The organism is Nonomuraea sp. NPDC050478, assembly GCF_044458265.1.
GTDB classification, from domain to species: Bacteria; Actinomycetota; Actinomycetes; order Streptosporangiales; family Streptosporangiaceae; genus Nonomuraea; species Nonomuraea ferruginea.
The window spans coordinates 1263197-1287365 of the sequence record NZ_JBITHT010000002.1 but is presented as its reverse complement, the minus strand read 5'-3'; the positions used below and the strand labels follow the sequence as shown (position 1 = coordinate 1287365).

At 73.2% G+C, this 24169-nt stretch carries 23 protein-coding genes; 12 read left to right on the top strand and 11 right to left on the bottom strand.

What is annotated here, in order from left to right:
* The first annotated feature begins 9 nt into the window (after positions 1-9).
* Positions 10-309 (top strand): hypothetical protein, encoded by a 300-nt coding sequence (locus ACIBF7_RS14010; protein WP_397197221.1) that lies wholly within the window; start codon positions 10-12, stop codon positions 307-309.
* Positions 310-318: 9 nt separating this feature from the next.
* Here ACIBF7_RS14010 and ACIBF7_RS14005 read toward each other — a convergent pair whose 3' ends face one another.
* From ACIBF7_RS14005 to ACIBF7_RS13980, 6 genes are all read right to left on the bottom strand, one after another.
* Entirely contained in the window at positions 319-930 is a 612-nt protein-coding gene (locus ACIBF7_RS14005; protein WP_397197220.1) for a DNA-binding response regulator, read from the bottom strand.
* Positions 927-2012 (bottom strand): sensor histidine kinase, encoded by a 1086-nt coding sequence (locus tag ACIBF7_RS14000; protein WP_148032881.1) that lies wholly within the window; start codon positions 2010-2012, stop codon positions 927-929. Before ACIBF7_RS14000 ends, ACIBF7_RS14005 begins: the two co-directional genes overlap by 4 nt.
* Before the next feature lie 9 nt (positions 2013-2021).
* A complete protein-coding gene (locus ACIBF7_RS13995) occupies positions 2022-2741 on the bottom strand; it encodes an ABC transporter permease (RefSeq protein WP_397197219.1) in 720 nt (239 codons plus the stop codon).
* A complete protein-coding gene (locus tag ACIBF7_RS13990) occupies positions 2738-3625 on the bottom strand; it encodes an ABC transporter ATP-binding protein (protein WP_397197218.1) in 888 nt (295 codons plus the stop codon). The genes ACIBF7_RS13995 and ACIBF7_RS13990 overlap by 4 nt, the downstream gene beginning before the upstream one ends.
* 45 nt (positions 3626-3670) lie before the next feature.
* The gene (locus ACIBF7_RS13985) at positions 3671-4357 is read right to left on the bottom strand and encodes an alpha/beta hydrolase (protein ID WP_271276327.1); all 687 of its coding nucleotides are present in this window, start codon (positions 4355-4357) and stop codon (positions 3671-3673) included.
* A 74-nt stretch (positions 4358-4431) separates the two neighbouring features.
* Complete coding sequence (locus ACIBF7_RS13980; protein ID WP_397197217.1) at positions 4432-5916, bottom strand: PLP-dependent aminotransferase family protein; 1485 nt, start codon at positions 5914-5916, stop codon at positions 4432-4434.
* Between the two features lie 60 nt (positions 5917-5976).
* Here ACIBF7_RS13980 and ACIBF7_RS13975 point away from each other — a divergent pair, with 60 nt between their 5' ends.
* The 4 genes from ACIBF7_RS13975 to ACIBF7_RS13960 all read left to right on the top strand — a co-directional run bounded on the left by ACIBF7_RS13975 (position 5977) and on the right by ACIBF7_RS13960 (position 8931).
* Complete coding sequence (locus ACIBF7_RS13975; RefSeq protein WP_148032876.1) at positions 5977-7149, top strand: PLP-dependent aspartate aminotransferase family protein; 1173 nt, start codon at positions 5977-5979, stop codon at positions 7147-7149.
* Between the two features lie 27 nt (positions 7150-7176).
* Positions 7177-7473, top strand: a complete 297-nt coding sequence (locus ACIBF7_RS13970; RefSeq protein ID WP_271278753.1) for a helix-turn-helix transcriptional regulator — start codon at positions 7177-7179, stop codon at positions 7471-7473.
* The gene (locus tag ACIBF7_RS13965) at positions 7470-8468 is read left to right on the top strand and encodes a threonine/serine dehydratase (protein ID WP_148032875.1); all 999 of its coding nucleotides are present in this window, start codon (positions 7470-7472) and stop codon (positions 8466-8468) included. The genes ACIBF7_RS13970 and ACIBF7_RS13965 overlap by 4 nt, the downstream gene beginning before the upstream one ends.
* 97 nt (positions 8469-8565) lie before the next feature.
* Entirely contained in the window at positions 8566-8931 is a 366-nt protein-coding gene (locus tag ACIBF7_RS13960; RefSeq protein ID WP_271278755.1) for a DUF664 domain-containing protein, read from the top strand.
* A 13-nt stretch (positions 8932-8944) separates the two neighbouring features.
* Here the strand turns inward: ACIBF7_RS13960 and panB are convergent, their stop codons facing one another.
* Positions 8945-9772, bottom strand: coding sequence for a 3-methyl-2-oxobutanoate hydroxymethyltransferase (panB, locus tag ACIBF7_RS13955; protein ID WP_397197216.1), 828 nt, complete (start codon positions 9770-9772; stop codon positions 8945-8947).
* A gap of 146 nt (positions 9773-9918) precedes the next feature.
* Here panB and ACIBF7_RS13950 point away from each other — a divergent pair, with 146 nt between their 5' ends.
* The 7 genes from ACIBF7_RS13950 (at position 9919) to ACIBF7_RS13920 (ending at position 17617) form a co-directional block, all read left to right on the top strand.
* Positions 9919-11136 (top strand): MFS transporter, encoded by a 1218-nt coding sequence (locus tag ACIBF7_RS13950; protein WP_148032872.1) that lies wholly within the window; start codon positions 9919-9921, stop codon positions 11134-11136.
* Positions 11137-11226: 90 nt separating this feature from the next.
* On the top strand, positions 11227-12777 hold the full coding sequence (locus ACIBF7_RS13945) for an MFS transporter (RefSeq protein WP_397197215.1): 1551 nt from the start codon (positions 11227-11229) through the stop codon (positions 12775-12777).
* 7 nt (positions 12778-12784) lie between these two features.
* Positions 12785-13384, top strand: coding sequence for a TetR/AcrR family transcriptional regulator (locus ACIBF7_RS13940; RefSeq protein ID WP_148032871.1), 600 nt, complete (start codon positions 12785-12787; stop codon positions 13382-13384).
* Between the two features lie 39 nt (positions 13385-13423).
* A complete protein-coding gene (locus ACIBF7_RS13935; RefSeq protein WP_397197214.1) occupies positions 13424-15520 on the top strand; it encodes a right-handed parallel beta-helix repeat-containing protein in 2097 nt (698 codons plus the stop codon).
* Positions 15517-15906: a hypothetical protein gene (locus ACIBF7_RS13930; protein WP_219544720.1), complete on the top strand. Its 390-nt coding sequence runs from the start codon at positions 15517-15519 to the stop codon at positions 15904-15906. Before ACIBF7_RS13935 ends, ACIBF7_RS13930 begins: the two co-directional genes overlap by 4 nt.
* On the top strand, positions 15903-17183 hold the full coding sequence (locus tag ACIBF7_RS13925; RefSeq protein WP_271278759.1) for a hypothetical protein: 1281 nt from the start codon (positions 15903-15905) through the stop codon (positions 17181-17183). The genes ACIBF7_RS13930 and ACIBF7_RS13925 overlap by 4 nt, the downstream gene beginning before the upstream one ends.
* 41 nt (positions 17184-17224) lie before the next feature.
* Positions 17225-17617, top strand: a complete 393-nt coding sequence (locus ACIBF7_RS13920; RefSeq protein ID WP_397197213.1) for a spore-associated protein A — start codon at positions 17225-17227, stop codon at positions 17615-17617.
* A gap of 57 nt (positions 17618-17674) precedes the next feature.
* Here the strand turns inward: ACIBF7_RS13920 and ACIBF7_RS13915 are convergent, their stop codons facing one another.
* From ACIBF7_RS13915 to ACIBF7_RS13900, 4 genes are all read right to left on the bottom strand, one after another.
* Complete coding sequence (locus ACIBF7_RS13915) at positions 17675-19444, bottom strand: NAD+ synthase (protein WP_271278761.1); 1770 nt, start codon at positions 19442-19444, stop codon at positions 17675-17677.
* A 53-nt stretch (positions 19445-19497) separates the two neighbouring features.
* Complete coding sequence (locus ACIBF7_RS13910) at positions 19498-20973, bottom strand: BTAD domain-containing putative transcriptional regulator (protein WP_148032867.1); 1476 nt, start codon at positions 20971-20973, stop codon at positions 19498-19500.
* A 47-nt stretch (positions 20974-21020) separates the two neighbouring features.
* Positions 21021-22895, bottom strand: a complete 1875-nt coding sequence (locus ACIBF7_RS13905; RefSeq protein WP_397197212.1) for an ATP-binding protein — start codon at positions 22893-22895, stop codon at positions 21021-21023.
* A gap of 72 nt (positions 22896-22967) precedes the next feature.
* Positions 22968-24164: an MFS transporter gene (locus tag ACIBF7_RS13900; protein WP_261808694.1), complete on the bottom strand. Its 1197-nt coding sequence runs from the start codon at positions 24162-24164 to the stop codon at positions 22968-22970.
* Positions 24165-24169 lie beyond the last annotated feature (5 nt).

Genomic DNA, 24169 nt, shown 5'->3' with positions numbered 1-24169 from the left:
TGAATGCATATGACTGGTCTTGCCATCGCCGGTATCGGGCTGGCGTTGCTCGCGGCGGGGACGCCCGCCTCTCCCGCCGAGCCGGCGCTCCGGCAGAATTTCGCGATGCCCAGCGTGGCGGAGGCGGCCCACCCCCTGGACAGGGGCAATTCCCGAAACAGGGGAAACTACTGGAACAAGGGAAAGTCCATCAACAGCGGCAACTTCACCAACGTGATCCGGTCCTACGGATCCGACAACTCCTACAACGGCAGCGGCAACAACGTCAACGGTTCGCAGCACCTCATCGTGAGATCGAACAAGAGGTAGCCGGCCGCGTCAGAGCCAACCGGCGTCTTCCGCGATGCGAATGGCGTCGATCTTGTTGCGGGCGCCCGTCTTGGTGATCGCGCCCGTCAGGTAGTTGCGCACCGTGCCGGGCGACAGGTGCAGGCGGGAGGCGATCTCCTCCGCCGAGGCGCCCCGGGCGGCCTCCCTGAGCACGGTCGACTCGCGCGGCGTCAGCGGGCTCTCGCCGTACTCCATCGCCGCCGACACCAGCTCGGGATCGAGCACCCGCAGCCCCGCCGCGGTGCGCCGGATGGCGTCGGCGAGCCGGTGGCCGGGCGCGTCCTTGACCAGGAACGCCCCGATCCCGGCCGTCAGCGCGCGGCGCACCTGGCCTGGCTGCCCGAGCGCGGTCAGCACGAGGATCCGGCACTCGGGGAGCCGCTCGCGCAGCTCGGCGGCGGCGGTGATGCCGTCGACGACCGGCAGGTCGATGTCCACGATCGCCACGTCGGGGCGGTGTTCCAGGGCGGCGGGCACGATCTCGTCGCCGCGCGTCACCTCGGCGACCACGTCGATGTCGGACTCCAGGCGCAGCAGCGCGGTGAGCGCGGCCCGGATCATGTGCATGTCCTCGGCCAGCATCACCCTGATGGCCGTCATGCCGGGACCTCCATCGCCAGCAGGAAGCCGCCCGTCTCGCCGCGCGCCGCGGTGAGGGTGCCGCCCGCCTGGGCGGCCCGCTCGGCCAGCCCGGTCAGCCCGCCCCCGAGGACGACCGGAGCGTCCGGGACGCCGTCGTCTGCCACCTCCAGGCGCACCCTCCCGTCACGGGCCGACGTGGTGATCGTGCAGGTGGTGGCGTGGCTGTGGCGCAGGATGTTGGTGACCGCCTCCCGCACGGCCCAGGCCAGCGCCTCGTCCGACCGCTTCGGCGGCGTCACGTCCGCCAGGTGGGCCTGGCAGCGCACCCCCGACGACTCCAGCAGCGCCACCGCCCGGTCCGTCTCGCCCGCCAGCGACAGCTCGCGGTAGCCGCGCGCCACCTGCCGCACGTCCTGCGCCGCCTCCCTGGCCACCTGGACCAGCTCCGTCACCTCGCCCCGCGCCGACGCGGGGTCGCGGTCGAGCAGCCGGGAGGCCAGGTCGCCCTTGAGCGCGATGGCGGTGAGGCTGCGGCCCAGCCCGTCGTGCAGGTCGCGGGAGATGCGCAGCCGCTCCTTCAGCACCGCCGCCTCGGCCAGCTCCGCCCTGGCCTCCTCCAGGTCGGCGGCGAGCCTGGCCAGCCGCACCAGCGTGTAGATCATGGCCCCGGTGATGGGCACGGCGAGGGTGAAGAAGAAGGACACGATGGCGAAGGGCAGGCCGAGCCAGGTCGCGGTCGCCCCGTACAGCGTCATCACCGCGACGAGCGGCCCGCCCCAGCGCAGCGGCAGGAGCACCAGCACGCTTCCCGCCAGCATCGGCGCCGCCACCGACGAGTAGCCGGACGGCAGCAGGAAGTCGGGCACGTAGGTGACCAGCGCCTGCAGCACCAGCGTGAGCGGGAACAGGGCAGGCCGCCCGCCGCGCAGCCCCGCCCGCATGTTCACGTAGTGCAGGGCCACGACCGTCAGCATCATCGCCGTCGCCATGAGCCCCAGCAGCGCGCCGAACTGGTAGTAGAGCAGCCCGAGCAGCGTGTAGGCGATGGCGACGCCGGTCAGCAGGCCGCTCGCCATGCGCCGGGCGGAGGTGGAGGTCACGACGTCAGATTATGAGCGCCTCGGCTCCCACCGGAACCAGAGCCTCAGGCTCACGACCCCGATCACGGTCCACGCGGCCAGGTTCAGCGCGGGCGCCAGCACCTCGCCGTGGCGCACCGCGGCGACCACGGCGGCGGTCGGCAGCAGGTCGAGCGCCGTCTGGACGAGGGACGGCAGCGGGATCGGCCCCATCGCCCCCGCGCCCACCCCGGCCAGCAGGAACACCGGCATGGCGAACGCGGCCGACAGCTCGGCCCGCGGGATCGCGGCCGTGTACGCGGCGGCCAGCAGCGCCATCACCGCCGAACCCGCCACGACGGCCGCCGCGAACAGCAGCGGCTCGCCCGGCAGCGGCACGCCCGCCAGGACCCGCACCGCCACCGCCGACAGCGCGACGATGACCACGGTCTGGGTCACGACGCTGGCGATCTGCCCGCCCAGGATCTGCCCGTCGGTCAGCTCGGTCGTACGCAGCCGCTTGAGCACGAGCTGGTCGCGGCGCATGGTGAGGGCGACGACCATGGTCATGAACGTGGTGGTCGCCAGCACGATCGCGATCATGCCGTGGAAGAGATGGGCGACGTCGGCCACGCCCGCGCTGGTGACGTTCCGCATCAGGACCGGCAGCCCGATGGCCAGGCCCACGGGCGTGACGACCGAGCCGAAGAGCATGCCCCGGTCCTTCCAGAACAGGCGGGTGCCGAGCCGGTAGGTCGCGGCGAGACTCATCGTGCGCTCCTGGGCAGGTCGAGGAAGAGGTCTTCGAGGGTGGCGGTGCGGACCTCCAGGCCCGCCAGCCGCAGGCCGCGCCCGGCGGCCCAGGTCAGCAGCGTCTGGGCGGCCAGGTCGGGGTCGTCGGCGCGGCACACGGCCAGCTCGCCGTCGATCGAGACCGGCAGCGGCAGGTCATCGGGCCGCACGCCGGCGGGCAGCCGGAACGCCACCCGGCCGCGCAGCCCGGCCAGCGTCTCGGCCATGCCGCCCGCGGCCACGACCGCGCCCTCGTCCATGATCGCCATGGCGGCGGCCAGCCGCTGCGCCTCTTCCAGGTAGTGGGTGGTCAGCAGGACCGTGGTGCCCTGCCGGGCCAGCTCGCGCACCACCTCCCAGGTGTCCACGCGCGCCCGCGGGTCCATGCCGGCGGTCGGCTCGTCGAGGAACAGCACGTCGGGCCGGCCCAGCAGGGCCAGCGCCAGATCGAGCCGCCGCTTCTCCCCGCCGGACAGCTGGCGCACCCTGGTCGCCGCCTTCTCCTTCAGCCCGGCCAGCTCCAGCGCCTCCTCCCGGGGACGCGGCGCGGAGGTGAAGTCGCGCCAGGTGTCGACGGTCTGCGCCACGGTGAGGTCGGGGAAGAACCCCGCCTCCTGCAACATGACGCCGGTGCGCTGCCGTACCGCCGCCCGGTCGGCCACCGGGTCGAGGCCGAGCACCCGCACCGAGCCGCCGTCAGGCCGCTGGAACCCGGCCAGCACCTCCACGGTCGTGGTCTTGCCCGCGCCGTTCCTGCCGAGCAGGGCGAAGATCTGCCCGGCGGGCACCTCGAACGAGACGCCCTTCACCGCCTCGAAGGCGCCGTAGCGCTTGACGAGCTCGTTCACCAGGATCGCTGTCATGCCTGCGACTCTTCCCGGCCGGGGCGCGCGGCGGCAGTGAGGAATTCACGACCTGCGGGAGAGCTTGAGCAGCGCGCCGGTCACCGCCTCCGGGTCGACGACCGGGTGGAGGTGGTGGCCGGGGACGCGGAGCACGGGCCAGCCGCGCCGCCGCGCCTGCTCCGCCACCGTGTCGTACGGCGGCCCGAACCACAGGAAGGAGCAGCGCACGGCGTCCCACCCGGCGGGCACCGGCACCGGGTCGGTGTAGAAGCCGAGCGGCAGCCGCGGCTGCTCGGCGACCACCCGGTCGCGCACGGCCGGGTCCGCGGGGAACATGGGCGCCACGTCCTCCTCGCTCCACCAGTCGGTCCAGCGCGGCAGCACGCCGTCATCCCCGGCCAGCTCGCGCAGGAACGGCAGGAAGTCGTCCTGCCCCGGCCTGACCAGCCCGCGCTCGGGCGGTAGGTGGGCGTCGGCGAACACGCACGCCACCACCCGGTCGCCCAGCCCTTCCTTGATCACCGGCACGAACAGCCCGGCGTTGCTGTGGGCCGCCAGCACGATCGGGCCTCCGGCGGGCGTCGCGGCGCGCACCGCCTCCACGATCCGCGGCCAGTGCGGCGGGCCGCCCCCGGTGACTCCGGTCAGATCGGGCACCACCGCCTGGTGGCCCCGGCGCTCCAGCGCCTGGGCCACCGGCGCCCACGTGGACGGGCCCACGCTGGGGCTGTGTACGAGCACGAAGGTCATGCTCCACACCTTGCCGTACGCGCGCGCCCGCCCGCCGCGGTGTCAGCTCCTGGCGGATCCGCTCTCGGCCGGTGTCAGACGACGAGGGTCGGCCGTGACGGCAGGCGCTCGGTGGGGTCGTAGGCGTGCCAGGCCGCGGCGAGCGCCCGCACCGCCGCCGACAGCTCCGCCTCGGGGAACAGGAAGTGCAGCCGCATCCGGTCCGCGAGGCCGCCGAGCGGGTCGAAGGAGCGGCCGGGCGGCACCGCCACCCCGTGCCTGAGCGCGACCTGGGCGAAGGAGTCGGCGTCGCCGCGCGGCAGCCGGACCCAGATCGTCTGGCCGCCCCGTGCCGGTTCGAACGACCAGGACGGCAGGTGCGCGCGCAGCTCGGCGCACAGGTGGTCGTGGCGGGCGCGCAGGACCCGTACGCGGTCGCGCCTGATGTCGTCGAGGCGGTGCAGCAGCGCGGCGGCGGCGAGCTGGCCGACCACGTCGCCGCCGAGGTCGTGCACGGCGCGGAGCCGGGCGAGCCGGGCGGCCAGCGGCGCCGGCGCCCTGATCCAGCCGACGCGCAGGCCGCCCCAGACGACCTTGCTCAGCGACGCGATCGTGACCACCTGCTCGCCGGTGGTGTAGGCGGTGAGCGGGGCCGGTGTGTCGCCGTCGAAGCAGAGCTCCGCGGAGACCTCGTCGTCGATCACCGGCAGGTCGTGCTCGGCGGCCAGCGCGGCCAGCCGGCGGCGCGCCGGCCCGTCCATGACCGACCCCGTGGGATTGCTCGCGGTCGGCACCGTGTAGAGCAGCGCGGGCCGCTCCCGCACGGCCCGGACGAGGTCGACCGGCGCGGGGCGGCGGGCGGGTGGTTCTCCGGGGGAGAGGGTTTCCCGGGGGTCGAGGGTGACCGGGCGGATCGCGGCCGCGGCGTGGCGGAAGACCTCCAGGGCGCCGGGGTACGTCGGGGACTCGGTCAGGACCCGGTCGCCGGGCGACACCAGCAGGCCGGTCAGCAGGGTGAGCGCCTGCTGGGCGCCGCTGGTCACGATGATCTCCGCCGCGCTCGTGGGCACGCCGCGCCGCCGGTAGTAGGCGGCCACCGCCTCCCGCAGATCCGGCTGGCCGGCGGGCTGGTAACCCAGGTCGCGCATGCCCGCGAGCCGCCCGGCCGCCTCCTCGTACGCCTCCGCCAGCTCCGGCGGCGGCTCGTCCGGGGCGGCGCAGGTCAGGAGCGTCACCCCGTCGGGCGGGTGCAGGATGTGCAGCAGCAGCGGGTTCGCCGTCACCCCGTCGCCGGTGCGGGTGGCCGGCAGGTCGAGTTCGGCGACGCGGGTGCCGCTGCCCTGCCGCCGCATCACCCGCCCTTCCCGCTGGAGCAGCTCGTACGCGGCCACCACGGTGCCGCGGCCGACCGCCAGCCGTCTGGCCAGCACCCGGTCCGGCGGCAGCAGCTCTCCGGGAGGCAGCACGCCGTCGTCCACGAGCGCCCTCAGCCGGGCCGCGAGCAGCAGGTAGAGCGGCCCGCGCCCGGACGCCCAGCGGCCCAGCAGATCGACGAGATGGTCGACATTGGCCCCATTCATAGACCAATCTTGTGGGATTGGCTCTGATCTCGTGCGACTTTTCCGGACATCCTTACGTACATGACCGAATACCGTCCTGAAACCCGCGCGGTCCACGTGCCCCACCCCGTGGTCGAGGGCAGCCGCCCGATCACCGTGCCCATCTACCAGACCTCCGGGTTCACCTTCGACGACCCGGCGGTCATGGCCGACGGCATGGGCAGGCCCGACGGCCCGTACGTCTACGGCCGCTACAGCAACCCCACCGTCCGCGCCCTGGAGGAGGCCGTCTCCGGTCTGGAGGGCGGCGTCGCCGCCATCGCCACCGGCTCCGGCATGGCCGCCATCAACACCGTGCTGCTCGGCCTGCTCAAGCCGGGCGACCACCTGATCGCCCAGCGGGCCCTGTACGGCGGCACCGCGGGCATGATCAACGAGCTGGTGTCGCGGTTCGGCGTCGAGGTCAGCTACGTGCCCGAGCACGACCCCGCCGCGCTCCGCGCCGCCGTCGGGCCGCGGACGAAGCTGGTCTACCTGGAGACCATCGCCAACCCGATGTGCCAGGTCGCCGACCTGCCCGCGATGTGCGCGGCGGCCCGCGAGCTGGGCCTGGTCAGCGTGGTCGACAACACCTTCGCCACCCCTCTGCTGTGCCGCCCGATCGAGCACGGCGCCGACGTCGTCGTCCACTCCACCACCAAGTACCTGTCCGGGCACACGGACGTGGTCGGCGGCATGGCGGTGTTCGCCGACGACGCGCTCTACCGCGACGTCTGGCACTTCGCGATCGAGCTGGGGCCGTCGCCGGACCCGTTCGCCGCCTGGCTGAGCCTGCGCGGGATGCAGACGCTGGGGCTGCGCATGGAGCGCCACTGCGCCAACACCCGCCTGCTCGCGACCCGCCTGGCCGAGCACCCGTCGGTGGCGGCCGTGCACTGGCCGGGCCTGCCCTCGCACCCGTCGCACGAGGTGGCGGCCAAGCTGCTGCCCGACTTCGGCGGCCTCTTCTCGTTCGACCTGACGGGCGGGCGCGCGGCGGGGGAGAGGTTCATGCGGTCGGTACGGCTGGCGCTGGTCGCGCCGTCGCTGGGCGGCGTCGAGACGCTCATCCTGCACCCGGCCACCACCTCGCACCGCTCGCTCACCGCCGCCGAGCTGGCCAGGCACGGCATCGGTGAGGGCACGGTACGGGTCGCCGTCGGCATCGAGCACCCCGAGGATCTCTGGGCGGACTTCGAGCAGGCGTTGACTTAGTCCTTAGGCATTGAGGAAAATGCCTAAGTGCTGTCCGAGCTCCGCGCCGTGGCCAGCGAGCCGCGCCTGCTGATCCTCCACTGGCTCAAGGACCCGGTCGCGCACTTCCCGCCCCAGGTCGACGGCGATCTGGTGGCCGACGGGGTGTGCGGCCGGTCCATCGCCGGCAAGCTCGGCATGACCCAGCCCAGCGCCACCGGCCACCTCAAGATCCTGGAGCGCGCCGGCCTCATCCGCGGCAAGCGGATCAGGCAGTGGGTGTTCTACCGGCGCGACGAGGAGCGGATAGCACAGCTCAAACGGATGATCGAGGGGGAGCTGTGACGGTGACGTACGAGGACGTGGTGGCGGCGGCCGGGCGGATCGGGGCGCACGTGCTGCGCACGCCGGTCCTGGAGGTCGCGCCGGGGCTCGTGCTCAAGCTGGAGCTGCTGCAGCACTCCGGGTCGTTCAAGGTGCGCGGGGCGTTCAACCGGATGCTGGCGGCGGGCGAGCTGCCGCCGGGCGGGGTGATCGCGGCCAGTGGCGGCAACCACGGGCTGGCGGTCGCGTACGCGGCGCGGGCGCTGGGGGCGCGGGCCGAGATCTTCGTGCCGGAGGTGACCAGCCCGGTCAAGATGGCCGGGCTGCGGGCGCTCGGCGCCCGGGTCAACCAGGTCGGGGCGATCTACTCCGAGGCGGCCGAGGCGGCCGCCAAGCGCGCCGCCGAGACGGGCGCGCTGAAGGTGCACGCCTACGACCAGGCCGAGGTGGTGGCCGGGCAGGGCACCACCGGGCTGGAGCTGATGGAGCAGACGGGCGGCGTCGACACCATCCTGGTCGCCGTCGGCGGCGGCGGCTTCGCCGCGGGCATCGCCCTCGGCTCCGCTGTCCCGCCTTCCTTCCAGGAGCCGCCGCTGTCCGGCTCGGAGGCCTCGCCCACGTTCGCTTCGGGTCAGGGCTTCCGCCGGGGACGGCCCAGGATCGTGGCGGTGGAGCCGGAGCGGATCCCCACCTTCCACGAGGCGCTCAAGGCGGGCCGGCCGGTGCCCGTGGAGGTGGGCGGGGTGGCGGCCGACTCGCTGGGCGCCACCGCGCTGGGCGACATCGCGTACGAGATCCTCGCCTCGTCCGGCGCGCGCAGCGTGCTGGTCGCCGAGGACGCCATCGTGGCCGCCCGCCGCACGCTCTGGGAGAGGCACCGCCTGGTCACCGAGCACGGCGGCGCGACCGCGTACGCCGCGCTGCTGTCGGGCGCCTACACCCCCGCGCCCGGCGAGCGGGTGGCGGTGGTGGTCTGCGGCTCCAACACCGACCCCGCCACACTCGCCGCCGAGTGACCGCCCACGGGACCGGGCGGCGGGTGGAACGGTCGCGCGGTGATTTCGGTACGAAACAGGGTGCGATGCCGGCATCGCCGGAATAGCGTCGCCCCTCATGAGCATGTCCCGGGAACGTCCCCCTTTCGTCGCCGATGAACGCACCCAGCTTGTGGGCTGGCTCGACATGCAACGCGCGATCGTCCAGTGGAAGTGCGCGGGGCTGTCGGAGGAGGACGCCGACATGCGGATCGACGGCGTCCCCCTGGCGAAGCTCCTCGACGAGTACGAGTGTCAGTGCCGGATCTCGAACGAGATCGTCGCCGCCCACTCGCTGGACGACGTGGGCAAACACCCCGACTACCGCTCGGGCGCGGCGAGCCTGCGCTGGATGCTGATCCACATGGTCGAGGAGACCGCCAGGCACGCCGGCCACCTGGACACCATCAGGGAACTGGTCGACGGCGAGAAGGGCTACTACTGACCCCCACCCGGGCTCAGCTGTACGTGTGCTCGGGGGCGGGGAAGGAGCCGCCGACGACCTCGTCGGCGAACGCCCGCGCGGCCCTGTCGAGCTCGGCGCCCAGGTCGGCGTAGCGCTTGACGAATCGGGCCGGGCTGGGGGTCAGCCCCATCATGTCCTGCCAGACGAGCACCTGGGCGTCGGTGGCGGCGCCCGCGCCGATGCCGATCGTGGGGATCGACAGCGAGGCCGTCACCCGTTCGGCCAGGTCGGCGGGCACGCATTCGAGCACGACCGAGAACGCGCCGGCCCGCTCCAGGTCCTTGGCGTCGGCCATCAGCTCGTCGCCCGCCTCCCCACGCCCCTGGACGCGGTAGCCGCCGAGCGCGTTGACCGACTGGGGGGTCAGGCCGAGGTGGGCCATGACCGGCACGCCCGCCGAGACGAGCGCCTCCACCTGGGGCACCACCCGCCGGCCGCCCTCCAGCTTGACCGCGTGCGCGCCGGCCTCCTTCATGAACCGGGCCGCCGACTCCAGCGCCTGCCCCGGTGACGTCTGGTAGGAGCCGAACGGCAGGTCGGCGACCACGAGCGCGCGAGAGGAGCCGCGCACCACGGCCGCGGTCAGCGACAGCAGGTCGTCGACGGTGACCGGCAGGGTGGAGTCGTAGCCGTACACCACCATGGCGGCCGAGTCACCTACGAGCAGGACGGGAATGCCCGCCGCGTCGAACACCCGGGCCGTCATCGCGTCGTAGGCGGTGATCATCGGCCACCGCTCCCCGCGCTCCTTGGCCGCGGCGAGGTCGCGCACGGTGACCCGGCGGCCGGAAACGCCGCCGTACAGGGTGGTTGAGGACATCAGGTCAACCTCCGAAAGCGTCTCGAGGCGCCCTGGTGGCGTCCCCGGACTCCCTCCGATGATGCCAGGCGCGGCCCCGGCAGGAAAACCCGTGGCGGAAGTGTCGGTGAGGGCTGGAACAATGGGCCTGGAGGTAAGCAATCTAGATGGCAATCGAACCTTACCGGCGTCTTTTCCGGCTGCCGGGTGTGGGCGTGCTGCTGCTGGTGGGACTGGCCGCCCGGGTCCCCACCACGGCCATGAGCATGGCGCTGACGCTGCATGTGGTGGAGACGCTCAAGCTGGACTACGTCATGGCCGGGACCGTCACGGCGGCGATCACGCTCGGCATGGCCGTGGGCTCCCCGCTGGCCGGGAGGTTGGTCGACCGTTACGGGCTGCGCCCGGTGCTGATCGTCACCACGGCCGCGCAGGCGCTGTTCTGGTCGTCGGCCTGGAAGCTGCCGTTCCCGGTGCTGACGGGCGCCGCGCTGGTGGCCGGGCTGCTCGCGCTGCCGGTGTTCTCGGTGGTCCGCCAGTGCCTGGCCGCCATGGTGCCGCTGGAGCAGCGCCGCACGGCGTTCTCGTTCGACTCGATGTTCGTCGAGGTGTCCTACATGACCGGGCCCGCGCTGGCGGTGGCGGGCATCACCGTGCTCGGCAGCGGGCCGACGATGACCGCCATCGCGGTCGGCACCGCCGGCGCCGGGATCGGGCTCCTGCTGCTCAACCCGCCGACCAGGTCGGCGGCCGAGCTGGCGGAGCCGGAGGTCAGGATCCCCAGGCGGACGTGGCTCACCCCGCGCATGGTCGCGCTGCTGGGCACCGCCGCCGCCGCGACGTTCGTGCTCACCGCGACCGAGCTGGCCGTGGTCGGCACCATGAAGGACTCCGGCCACACCCAGTGGATCGGCCTGGCCGTCGGCATCTGGTGCTTCTATTCGCTGCTGGGCGGGTTCCTCTACGGGATGCTGTCGCGCGGGTTCTCGCCGCTCGTGCTCATCGGCCTGATAGGGCTGCTCACGATGCCGGTGGCGCTGGTCTCCGGCGGCTGGTGGTGGCTGGTGCTGGCGCTGCTGCCGTCGGGCCTGCTCTGCGCACCCTCGCTGTCGTCCACCGTCGAGACGCTCAGCCGCTGGGTGCCGGCGGGCGCCAGAGGAGAGGCCATGGGCCTCAACGGCACCGCGCTGCTGATCGGCGGCGCGGCCTCCGCGCCGATCGCGGGCAAGGTCATCGACCTGTACGGCGCTTCGTGGGCGTTCGTGGTCGCCGGTGCGGCAGGCGTGGTGATGGTGCTGGTGGCACTGCCGTTCTGGCGGCGCGGCAGGGAGATCGCGCCGGTCGCCGCCGATCCCGCGAAGGTGCCGGAGGAGCTCCCCGCCTGACCTGATACGAAACGATACGGTTGCGTATCGGAACGCCCTGCGATACGGTCACGTTGCGAAACTTGACCGTATCGGAATTTGGGTGTGCTCATGGACGAGAACGCGGGACATCCGCGCCGGTGGGCGATCCTCGGCGTGCTGGTGTTCAGCCTGCTGGCGGTCGTGCTCGACAACACGATCCTGAACGTGGCGATGAAGACCATCGCCGACCCGGTGGCCGGGCTGGGCGCGACCCAGAGCGAGCTGGAGTGGGCGATCAACTCCTACACGCTCGTCTTCGCCGGCCTGCTCTTCACCTTCGGCGTGATCGGCGACCGCACCGGACGCAAGCGCATGCTGTTCGTCGGCATGGTGCTGTTCGGCCTGTCGTCGCTGGCCAGCGCCTACGCCCAGGACCCCACCCAGCTGATCCTGGCGCGGGCGGCGATGGGCATCGGCGGCGCGGCGATCATGCCGGCCACGCTGGCCATCATCTCCAACGTCTTCCCGGCACGGGAGCGCGGGAAGGCGATCGGCGTGTGGGCGGCCGGCGTCGGGCTGGCCGTCGCCATCGGCCCGATCACCGGCGGGCTGCTCCTTGAGCGCTTCTGGTGGGGCTCGGTCTTCCTGATCAACGTGCCGATCGTGCTCATCAGCATGGCGCTGATCGGCCCGGTCGTGCCCGAGTCGCGCGACCCCAGGCCGTCGCGGCTCGACCCGGTGGGCGTGCTGCTGTCGATCATCGGCCTGGTCGCCGTGGTCTACGGCATCATCCGGGGCGGCGAGCTGGCCACCGTCACCTCGCCCGAGGTGTTCGTGCCGGTGCTGGCCGGCGTCGCGGTGCTGGGCGCGTTCGTCTGGTGGGAGCGGCGCATCGACAACCCGGCCTTCGACGTGCGCTACTTCGGCGACGTCCGGTTCACCTCGGCCATCGCCACGATCGGCATCGTCTTCTTCGCGATGATGGGCGGGATGTTCTTCCTCACCTTCTACCTGCAGGTGGCGCTGGGGTTCAGCCCCGTGCAGGCGGGGGCGCTCATGCTGCCGTTCGCGGTCGCGCAGCTCATCTTCGCGCCGCTCAGCCAGCGGGTGAACGAGAAGTTCGGGGCCAAGCTGTCGGCCACCGTCAGCCTCCTGGTGCTGACCGCGATCCTGCTCGGCTACACCTTCTTCGACCTGCACACGCCGGTCCCCGTGCTGCTGGCCGTGTTCTTCGTGCAGGGCGTCGCGATGGCCAACATCATGCCGCCCGCCACGACCGCCATCATGGAGGCGCTGCCCCGGGAGAAGGCCGGGGTCGGCTCGGCCATGAGCAACACCGTCCGCCAGGTCGCCGGCGCGCTCGGCGTGGCCGTGCTGGGCTCCGTGCTCTCCTCCTCCTACCGCGGCGAGATCGCGCCCGCGCTGGCGGGCCTGCCCGCGGACGTCCAGCACGCGGGCGGCGAGTCCGTCATGGCGACGGCCGCGCTGGCGCACTCACTCGGCGAGCGCGGCGAGTCGCTGCTGGGCCTGGCCAACGAGGCGTTCGTGCACAGCATGCACGTCACCTCCCTGGCCTCGGCGGGGATCGCCCTGGCCGGCGCCGCGGTGGTGGCCCGGTGGATGCCCGGCAAGCCACGCCCGGTCTCCCAGCCGGAGCAGCAGGAACCAGCGGTAGTCTGAGATCGACATGACCACCCAGCACCAGGCCCGGGCGGGCCGCCCGCGCAGCGAGAAGGCCGAGAAGGCGATCATCGAGGCCACCCTCGACCTGATAGCCGAGGGCATGGGCGTCGCCGAGCTGTCGATCGAGGCGATCGCGTCCCGCGCGGGCGTGGGCAAGACCACGATCTACCGGCGCTGGGCCAACAAGGAGGATCTGGTCGTCGACGCGCTGGCGACGCTCCGCGAGCCGCTCCCGCCGCTGGCGGGCGAGTCGGTGCGCGACGACCTCATCGCCCTGCTCGACGTCGTCCGCCGCGAGGCGGGTCAGCGGCGGGCCCGCTGTGTGATGAACGTCGCGATGGGCGAGACCGACCGGTCCAAGCGCGTCAGCGAGCGGTTCTTCAAGCTGGCGCTGGAGCCGAGGCGGGTGGCCATGAGGCGGGTGCTCGGCCGCGGCGTCGCCAACGGTGAGCTCCGCCCCGACCTGGACGTGGAGCTGGGCATGGCGCTGCTGTCGGGCGCCATGATCTGGTTCAGCAAGTGGGGTCCCGAGGGCGACCTGCCCGAAGACCTGGCCGAGCGCGTCGTCGACCACGCCCTGGAAGGGCTCGTCTCACGCCGCTAGGGGTAGGCACAAGGTGAGCCTTGCTCTACTCTCGCGATCATGCGTCCCTTACGCAGGATCACGGTGCTCGCCGCGCTTGCCCTGGCCCTGCTGGCGCCCGCCGGCGCGGCGCTGGCGCACGAGGAACGGCCGGTCACGTTCCCCGACGGGTCCGGCAGCGTCCCCGTGCTGCGCACCGAGGATCCCGACCTGCTGGTCTGCAAGACCGACCGGGCCGACTTCGAGCGGCGCGTCGCGGGCTTCCCCGCGGACCTGAGGGAACGCAACCTCCGCCTGTTCGCCGACTGCCAGGAGAACGGGGTCAGGCACCTCCAGGAGGCGGTCGACCGGGTCGACGAGCCGGGCATGACGATCGCGATCCTGCCCGGCCTCTACCGTGAGGAGCCGAGCCAGGCCCCGCCCACCGGCGAGTGCGCCCGGCTCCCCGCCCGCTGGTCGGACTGGGGCTACCAGATCCTCTCCTACGAGCAGCAGGTCCTGTGCCCGCACAACCAGAACCTGGTCGCCATCCTCGGCAAGGAGAACCTGCAGATCGAGGGCACCGGCGCCGGCCCTCTCGACGTGATCGTCGACGCCGAGTACCGCAAGCTGAACGCCATCAGGGCCGACCGCACGAACGGGATCTACTTCCGCAACCTGACCGCCCAGCGCACCACCTTCAACTCCCTGTACGTGCTCGAAACCGACGGATTCGTCATCGACCGCGTCCTCACCCGCTGGAACGACGAGTACGGCTTCCTCACCTTCGCCAGCGACCACGGCCTCTACACCGACTGCGAGTCGTACGGCAACGGCGACGGCGGCCTCTACCCCGGCAGCGCCTCGAACATCAACGACGGCCGCGGCCACGACGTCCCCCGCTACGCCATCGAGATCCGCCGCTGCAAGAGCCACGACAACGCCCTCGGCTACTCCGGCACCGCGGGCGACTCCGTATGGGCGCACGACAACGAGTTCTACGACAACATGGTCGGCGCCACGATGGACAGCCTCTGGCCCGACCACCCCGGCCTGCCGCAGAACCACGCGCTGTTCGAGAACAACAAGATCTACGACAACAACCGCGACTACTACCGCTTCACCCGCGACGGCACCTGCTCCCGCCCGCCCGCCGAACGCGGCTACGAGCAGGGCGTCGTCTGCCCCCAGGTGGGCGTCCCGCCCGGCACCGGCGTCATCGTCGCGGGCGGCAACCACAACGTGTTCAGGAACAACCACCTGTGGAACAACCGCGGCGCCGCCTTCCAGCTCTTCGGCGTCCCCGCGTTCATCCGCGGCGAGGGCGACCTGGCCAAACAGGCCGACACCTCCAACCACAACCGGTTCGAGGCCAACGTGCTCGGCGTCGCGCCCACCGGCGAGCGGCGGCCCAACGGCAGGGACGTGTGGTGGGACGGTCAGGGCACCGGCAACTGCTGGCAGCCCGGCGTCGCGCTGACCACGCCCGCCGCGCTGCCCCGCTGCGGCGCGCGGGCGCCCGAGCTGTCGGGCGGCTCCGACCGGCTCCTCGCCGAACCCGTCAAGATCGCCAAACTGTTCCTCTGCTCCGACTTCAACGCCGCCCAGGCCCGCCTGCCGGCCGGCTGCGACTGGTTCGGCGCCTCCGGACTCGGCCGGGTGGAGACCCAGCTCGCCCTGGGCGGCTCGCTCGTCCTCGGGCTGTTCGCGGTTCTGTTCTGGGTACGGGCGCACCGCGCGGCCAGACGGCGCCGCGGCACCCCCGGAGGGAACGGGGTGCCGCCGGGCGTGGGCGAGGCGGGGGAGCGGCGGCTGCGCCTCATCTCGGCCGGGTCGGTCGTGGGGCTGACCGGGCTGGCGCTGGACGTGGTCGCGGCCGCCATGGACGACCCGTACCTGACGGGGGTGGCGCTGCTGCTCGTGGCCGGGTGGTCGATCTGCCTGGGCGCGGCGCTGCGGCCGGGGGCGTTCGCCTGGTTCACGATCGTGCTCGGCCTGCTGACCGTGGCGGACGCCTACGACCGGATGGTCGGCCTCATCCCCCTCATCCCGCTCGGACCGGGCTGGATCCGCGGCTTGCTGACGGGCGTCTGGGTCCTCTGGGCCGTGGTCCACCTCGCCCCGCGCCGCACCCGTACGGAGGAGAAGACCCCCGGCGACAGGGAGGCCGTCGCGTGAGGGGTCGCGGCGTCTGCGCGGTCCTGATCGCCGTGGTCGCGACGGCGGGATGCGGGCCGCTCTCGGACACCCATCACAGGCCAGGGAACAGTCACGAGGTCGCCACCGCCGCGCCCGTGCCGGGGGAGGCGCACGCCGAGATCACCGTCGAGGCGGGCCGCGTCCGGCCCCCGTCCGGCTGGCTGGAGGCGGCCCGCGGCCAGACCGTCAGCATCACCGTCACCAGCGACGTCCCCGACGAGCTGCACGTGCACGGCTACGACGTCGAAGCGGCCCTGCGACCCGGCGAACCGGCCACGGTGCGGTTCGTGGCGGACATGACCGGGGTGTTCGAGGTGGAGACCCACAACAGCCATCTGGTCCTCGTCCAGGTGGCGGTCCGATGACGGCGCTCCCGCACGGGGCGGCGCCCTGGGCGGCGGGGTATCCGGACGTCGCCCGGCGAGGGGAGGCGCTGCTCGCGCACGGCATCGGCGACCGCGCCGACCTGCCGATCCCGCTCTTCTACGCCTACGCCGGGGCGCTCGCCGCCCTCGTCGTGTCCTTCCTGGCGCTCGGCCTGCTCTGGGCCGACTCCCGCTTCCGCGGCGACCGCGCCGGCGTGACCCTGAACCTCCGCCTCCCCGCCCGCCCGCTCCGCGTCCTCACCCTGGTCGCCGCCGCCTACACCGTCGGCTGGCTGCTGCTCGGCCCCGAAGCCGGGAACGCCGGCGCGTACCTGGTCTATGTGCTCTTCTGGGTCGGCCTGATCCCCGCGTCGCTGCTGTTCGGCCCGGTGTGGCGGCTGCTCAACCCGTTCCGGCTGCTGCCCGACCGCCCCCGCCGCCCGCTCCCGCCGCGCCTCGGCTACTGGCCCGCCGCCCTCGGCCTGCTCGCCTTCACCTGGATGGAGCTCGTCGCCCCCGAACCCGCCGCCCCGCCCACCCTCCTCGCCTTCCTCACCCTGTACGCGGCCGCGCAGACGACCGGAACCCTCGTGTACGGGCACGGATGGCTGGAACGCGGCGACCCGTTCGAGGTGTACTCCACCCTGGCCGGCCAGCTCGCCCCCATCGGCCGCCGCGCCGACGGCACCCTCGTGCTGCGCGGCCCCTTCGACGGCCTCGACGCCATCCGGCCCGCCCCCGGCCTGGTCGCCACCGTGTGCGTGCTCCTCGGCAGCACCGGCTACGACGGCTTCTCCACCACCCCCGCCTGGGTGGACGCCCTCCAGTCAGGCCCGCTCGGCCGCGCCGGCCTCGGCACCGCCGGCCTGCTCGCCGCCATCGCCGCCGTCGCCCTCCTGTACGGAGCCTGCCTGTGGCTGGCCGGCCGGATCGGCGGCGCCCGCGACCTGGCCCCGCGCTTCGCCCACTCCCTGGTCCCGATCGCCATCGGCTACCTGATCGCGCACTACTTCTCGCTCCTGGTCATCGAGGGCCAGCGCGCGGTCATCCTGTCACTGGGGCTGGACGCGGAGGTGAACCCGGACCTGGTGTCGCCCCCGGTGATCGCCACCGTGCAGGTGCTGGCCATCATCGCCGGTCACGTGGCGGGCGTGGTCGCGGCCCACGACCGCTCGGTCCGGCTGCTTCCCCCGGCCAAGGCGGTGGCGGGCCAGATCCCGCTGTTCGTCCTCATGCTCTGCTACACCCTCGGCGGCCTCACCCTCCTCCTGGCCTGACAGCCGGGAGGACATGTGCGAACCGTCACATCAGGGGCAACATGGCCGGCACGGCCCTGGCCGCGACGACCACGCTGGTGGCGGGCGCGGCCCCGGCCGGCGCCGCCGGACCCTGCGGCAGCAGCTACTCCCGGGTCGGCGTCTACGCGGTCTCCAAGAACGGCACCCGCACGGGCACGCTGGAGGTGTACTACAGCTCCAGCACCGGAAAGAACTGCGCCCTGACCTACGGCTACGGTCAGTACGACGGCACCACCAGCTGGAAGCACGTCACGATCTCGAGGGGTGACGGCAGCGGGGCGGACACCGACGCGGGTAACTACAAGTACTACGCCGGCCCGGTGTACGTCTCGGCGCCCGGCCAGTGCATCGACGTCAGCGCGACCGTCCCCGCCTGGACGATCCTCGAGCTCAACAACGTGCACTGCGGCTGATCCCCTGACCAGGAGAAGGGCCCGCCGCGCGGCGGGCCTTTCCGTAGGGGAGAAGGCCTACGTGGTCTCGCGCCAGCGGTTGGTGATGGGGAGACGCCGGTCGCGGCCGAAGTTCTTCGGGGTGATCTTGGGACCCGGCGGATACTGGCGGCGCTTGTACTCGGCCAGGTCCACCAGCCGGATGACGCGGGCGACCAGCGCCGGATCGTGCCCGGCGGCGATGAGCTCCCGGGAGCCCATGTCCTTCTCGACGTAGTCGTCCAGCAGCTTGTCCAGGACCTCGTACGGCGGAAGGGAGTCGGTGTCGCGCTGGTCGGGGCGGAGTTCGGCGCTGGGCTCCTTGGTGATGGAGTTCGGCGGGATCGGCTCGTCCACCTGGAGCCGGAACGACGGGTCGCCACCGCCGTTGCGCCACCTCGACAGCTCCCACACCATGAGCTTCGGCACGTCCTTGATCGGCGCGAACCCGCCCGCCGAGTCGCCGTAGAGCGTGGAGTAGCCGGTGGCCAGCTCGCTCTTGTTCCCGGTGGTGAGCACCAGGTGGCCGTGCTGGTTCGACAGGCCCATGAGGATCATGCCGCGCACCCGGGCCTGGAGGTTCTCGGAGGCCAGGCCGGACAGCTCGATCTCCTTCTCGAACGAGGTCACGATCTCCGCGATGGGCACCACCTGCGCCCGCAGGCCCTGCCGCCGTACCAGGTCCTGGGCGTCCGACAGCGAGTGCTCGGAGGAGTAGCGGGAGGGCATGAGCACCACGTGCACCCGCGACGGGCCGATGGCGTCGGCGGCGATGGTGGCCGTCAGGGCGGAGTCGATGCCGCCCGACAGCCCGAGGATGACCGACTCGAACCCGTTCTTGGCCACGTAGTCGCGCACCGACAGCACCAGCGCCTCGTAGACCTCGGCGACCGTGTCCAGCGGCTCGGCCACGCTCGGGGGCTCCGGCTCGTACGCGGGAAGCGGGTCGTCCGACAGCACCAGCCGGTCCACGGTGATGGTGGTGCCGTCGCCGGCGTCGTACGGGAAGGAACCGGTCCCGGCGGACGAGACCGGCAGGTCGAGGTCGCAGACCAGCAGTTCCTCACGGAACTGGGCGGCCCGCGCGACCAGCTCGCCGCGGGCGTCCACCACCAGCGAGTCGCCGTCGAAGACCAGCTCGTCCTGCCCGCCGACCTGGTTGACGTAGACGAGCGCGCTGCCGGCCTCGCGTGCCCTGCGCGCGCACAGCTCCAGGCGGATGTCGTCCTTCTCCTTCTCGTACGGGGAGGCGTTCGGCACCACGAGCAGGCCCGCTCCCGCCTGGCCGACCACGGCGACCGGGCCGCCGTCCTGCCAGAGGTCCTCGCAGACCGCCACGGCGACGTCGACCCCGTGCAGCCGGAAGATCGGCAGCCGGTCGCCGCGGACGAAGTAGCGGTACTCGTCGAACACCCCGTAGTTCGGCAGGTGGTGCTTGGCGGTGCGGGCCACCACCCGGCCGCGGTGGAGCAGGGCGGCCGCGTCGAGCGGGGCGCCCTTGGGCTGGCCGACCCGGGGGGCCAGGCCGGCCCGGTCGACGTAGCCGACCACCACCGGCAGGTCGCCGAGGCCCTCGCGGTCGAGCCGGAGCGCCACCTCCTCGATCGCGGCGATGCTGGCGTCCACGAAGGAGGTGCGCAGCACGAGGTCCTCGACGGGGTAGCCGGTGAGGAACATCTCGGTGAACACGGCCAGGTGCGCGCCGCGGTCGGCGGCCCGGCGGGTCCACGCCACGAGCTTGTCGGCGTTGCCGGCCAGGTCGCCTACGGTCGGGTTCGTCTGGGCCAGGGCGATACGCAGTTGTGCCACGGCCCCAGCCTAGTACGGGGTTATTTTTAGCCTCAAAATGACGATAAATCGGCCTACTTCGCTGCGATGCTTCCCGGGGTCACCAGGCCGGACTCGTAGGCCGCGACCACGAGCTGCGCCCGCTCGAACAACCCCAGGTTGTCGAGCAGCGTCCGCACCGTCCCCTGCACCTCCGGCTCCGGCATGGCCAGCGTCTGGCCGATCTGCCGGTTCGTGAGCCCGCGCGCCACCAGCTTGAGCACGTCGAGCTGGGCGTCGGTGAGCCCGGCCAGCGCGGGCGGCGAGGCCGGGTCGGTGCGCCCGGCGAAGGCGGAGATGAGCCGGGTGGTGACCGCCGGGTCGATGAGGGCGTCGCCCGCGGCGGCGGCCCGGATGGCGGCGACGAGCTGCTCGGGCGGCGAGGTCTTGAGCATGAACCCGCTGACGCCCGCGCGCAGCGCCGCGTAGAGGTTCTCGTCGCTGCCGAAGGTGGTCATCATGATCACTTTGGGCGGATCGGCGGCGGTGAGGATGCGGCGGGCGGCGGCCAGGCCGTCCAGGTTCGGCATCTGGATGTCGAGCAGCACGACGTCGGGGCGCAGGGCGCGGGCGGCGGCGATGGCCTCCTCGCCGTCCCCGGCCTCCCCGGCCGCCTCCAGCCCCGCCTCCGCGGCCAGCACGACCTTGAGCCCGGCGCGTACCAGCGCCTGGTCGTCGGCGACGAGCACCCGCAGGGGCGGGCCGCCGGGGGAGGCCGCGGGCTCCGCGTCGGCGGCGGGCCGGTCCGCCACGGGGGTCTGCGGGATGTCCGGCAGGGTCTGGGAGAGCATGTCGTGCTCCAGCCGCTGCAACCCCGCCGTGAGGTCCAGGCCCAGTTCGTCCCGCCAGACCGCGCGGGCGCGGCGCAGCGCGGCGAGCGCGTCGCCCTGCCGGCCGGTGCGGTAGAGGGCCAGCGCCAGCAGGCGCCAGGCCTCCTCGCGCAGCGGATGCGCGGCGGCGTGCGCCTCCAGGTCCGCGACCAGCGCCGTCGGGCTCCCGAGCGCCAGCCCGGCCGCGCCCCGCCGCTCGATCGCGACGAGCCGCAACTCCTCCAGCCTGGCCGCCTCGGTCGCCGCCCACGTCAGGTCGGCGAACTCGGCCAGCGCGGGCCCGCGCCACAGCGCCAGCGCGCCGTCCATGGCCGCCCACACCTCGCCGGGCGGCCCGTCGGACTTGGCCAGGCGCTCGAACCGCCAGGTGTCCACCTGCTCTGGACGGGCCCGCAGCGCGTAGCCCGGCGGGGCCGACACCAGGACGGACGCCTCCTCGCGGGGCGCCCGGCCCGGTTCGAGCACGCGGCGCAGCCGGGAGACGTACCCCTGGATGGTCGAGAGCGCCTGCGCGGGCGGATCGCCGGGCCAGAGCTCGTCGATGAGCGTGTTCACGGGAACGGCCCGGCCCCCGGCCACGATCAGCCGGGCGAGCACCGCCCGCTGTCGCTGACCGCCGAGGTCGAGGGGGACGCCGTCCGCCCAGGCCTGGAACGGTCCGAGCGCAGTGAAAGTCAACATTGTGGGCATAAGCCTACGGCCATCCAGATGTGCCGGTAAATGGGAACTCATGGCGTGGGCAGATCCGCGCTCACCACGGTTCCGCCGTCTTCGGCGGCCCGTACCACGCAGGTGCCGCCCAGCTCGGCGGCGCGCTCGCGCATGGACCCCAGCCCGACGCCCGCGCGGGCGTCGGGCGGCAGGCCGATCCCGTCGTCGGCTACCGTGACGCGCAGCACCCGGTTGTCGCGCTCCAGCCGGACCGTCACGCGGGAGGCGGCGGCGTGCTTGCGCGCGTTCGTGAGCGCCTCCTGGACGATCCGGTACGCCGCCACCTCCACCGCCGCGGGCAGGCCGTCCAGGTCGCCGTCGGTCTCCACCGAGGTCGCCGGCTCCTCGGGCGTGCGGGCCAGCTCCCCGATCGCGCCGGCCAGGCCGAGCTCGTCGATCGCCGGGGGGCGCAGCCCGTACACGAGCTGCCTGATGTCGCCGCTGATCGCGTCCATGCCCGCGCGCAGGTCGGCCAGCAGCCGTTCGGCCTGCTCGGGGGAGCGGCGCAGGGAGACACGGGCCGCGTTGATCACCATCGCCATCCCGGTGAGCGACTGGCCCAGCCCGTCGTGCAGGTCGCGGCGCAGGCGCCGCCGCTCCTCCTCGCGCGCGGTCAGGATCCGCTCGCGCGACCGCCGCACGGCCGCGGTCATGCGCACCGCGTGCGCGGCGTCGGCGAGGTACGGGAGGAGCGTGGCGATCACCCGCTCGTCGTGCGCGGCGGGGAAGCGGCGCCGGCCCGCCGGGCCGATGAGCAGCAGCCCGACCGGCTCGCCGTGCCAGACCAGCGGGACGGTACGGGCGACGGGCTCGGGCGAGCCGGTCACCGTGGTCGCGCCGTCCACCTCGACCGCCGCCCCGGTCACCGACAGCCCCTCGCGCAGCACCTCCAGCGCGGCCAGCAGCCCGTGGCCCGGGTCGACGCGCTGCAGCCGGTGCTTGAGCCGCTCGGCCAGCTCGGCGGGCACGCCGATGCCGCCGTAGAGCAGACGGTCCACGCCGCGCTGCAGCGCGTGCCGCATCGGCTGGAAGAACACCCCGGCGAACAGCGCGGCCGCCAGCCCGGCGACCGGGTCCACCTCGGCCAGGAACAGGCTGGAGGCGGCGCCCACCGCCAGGTAGACGGCGGTGATGACCAGGGCGAGCCCGGTGCCGACCATGGCCCGGCTGATCAGCGTGTCGATGCCGAACAGCCGGTAGCACAGCACCGCCACCGCGATCGCCGCCGGGATGAGCGGGATGCCGAGCGTGGCCAGCCACCAGAACGGCCCGCCGAGCATCCAGGGGATCAGCAGCCCCGGCAGGGTGACGAGCACCCACAGGATCTGCCGCCGCTCGACCGGGTCGCCCCGGGTGAACCGCACGGCCAGCGAGGCGAAGGCCAGCGCCATGCCCGCGGCGACGAGCACGTGGGCGGCGTCCCTGAGCTCCCTTTCCATGATCACGATCGCGGTCCAGTCGAGCAGGTGACCCGCCACCGCCGGCAGGAGCGCCCACCGCCAGCGCGGCGACGGCATCCGGCCCGCCGGGTAGAGCAGGGGCAGCAGCACGCCGAGCGAGAGCTGGCAGGCCTGCCAGGTTGCCTGCACCACGATCCAGCCCCACCCCGGCTCCCCGTACAGGGCGATGAGGTTGGCGGACAGGATGTTGGCGGCGGCGCTCACGCCGCCCGCGCACAGCAGCCACCCGATGGCCAGCCGCGGCCTGCGCACCACCAGGATGGCGCCGAACACCGGGAACGCGGTGCCGGCCACGTCCTCCGGCGCGAACGGGAGCGGCGTGTAGGAGGCGGGCGGCAGCTGGGCGGTCACCCAGGCGTTGGCGAGCTCCAAGGCGATCGCGAGCGTGGCGAGCCCGATCGCCACACCGCGCGCCGCCCCTGCGTGGCGCATGAAATCCGTCCTCCCAGCCCTCTGGCAGGGAGGAAATTATCGGGCCTGGGCCAACAATGAATCAAAATCCGTTCAACGGCGCCTGATCGCTGGGCCGATCGCGAGCATCCCCGCCGCGGAGACGAGGCCGATCCCGCCCGTCGTGAACCAGAGCGCCGGCTGTCCGCCGACCTCCAGCAGGGCGCTGCCCATCAGCGGCGTCAGCATCCCGGCCGCCGACCAGGCGAACCCGAACAGTCCCGCGTACCGGCCGCGCAGGTGGGCCGGGGCGAGCCTGGCCAGGATGGTCCCGGCGATGCCCGCGGTGACGATCTCGCCGGCGGTCCACACGGCGATGGTGACCGCCAGCATGGCCGTGCTGGTGACGAAGGCCGTCAGCGTGAACCCCACCCCCATCACCGCCAGCCCCGCCGCCAGCGTCCTGGGCGCGTCCCTGCGGCCCAGCCAGCCGGACACGAGCGGCTGCACGATCACGATGAGCACCCCGTTCAGCGCCATCGCCGCGCCGAACTGGGCGGTCGTCAGCCCGGCCAGCTTCGTCATCGCCACCGGCAGCATCGTGTACGTCTGCGCGTACATCAGCGCGTTCCCGAGCGTCACCAGCGTGAACGCGACCATCAGCCGGTCGCGCAGCACCATCCCGAACCCGCCGGGCCCGGACTCGCCCGTGGGCCGGGTCTCCGGCACCGCCCGCCACACCAGCGCCGCGAAGACCAGGCAGCTCGCCGCGTTCAGCCAGAACAGCAGGAGGAAGCCCTGCTGCGCCAGCCACCCGCCCGCCGTCATGCCGACCGAGTAGCCCAGGTTGATCGCCCAGAACAGCAGCCCGAACGCCCGCGGCCGGTGCTCCGGCGAGACCAGGTCGGCGACCAGCGCGTTCGAGGCCGGCCGGTAGGCGTCCACGACCAGGCCGAGCGCCAGCATCGAGGCCAGGATCGCGGGCAGCGTCGTGCTGTAGCCGAGCGCCATCAGCGCCGCCGCGGTGGCCACCATGCCGCCGGCCAGCGTGGCCCGGCGCCCGATCCGGTCGGCCAGTGTCCCGGCCAGCAGCTGCGACAGCAGCGACCCCGCCCCGAAGACGGCCATGACCAGACCGGCGGCGGCCACGGACAGGCCGCGCGCCTGGGTGAGGAACACGCCGGTGAACGGCAGCACCATGGCGCCCAGGCGGTTCACCAGGGTGCCGCCCCACAGGGCCCAGAAGGGGCGGGGCAGCCCGCCGAACGCGGCGCGCAGGAAGGGCGGTTTTTCGGGAGCGGTGGTCGTCACCCCGC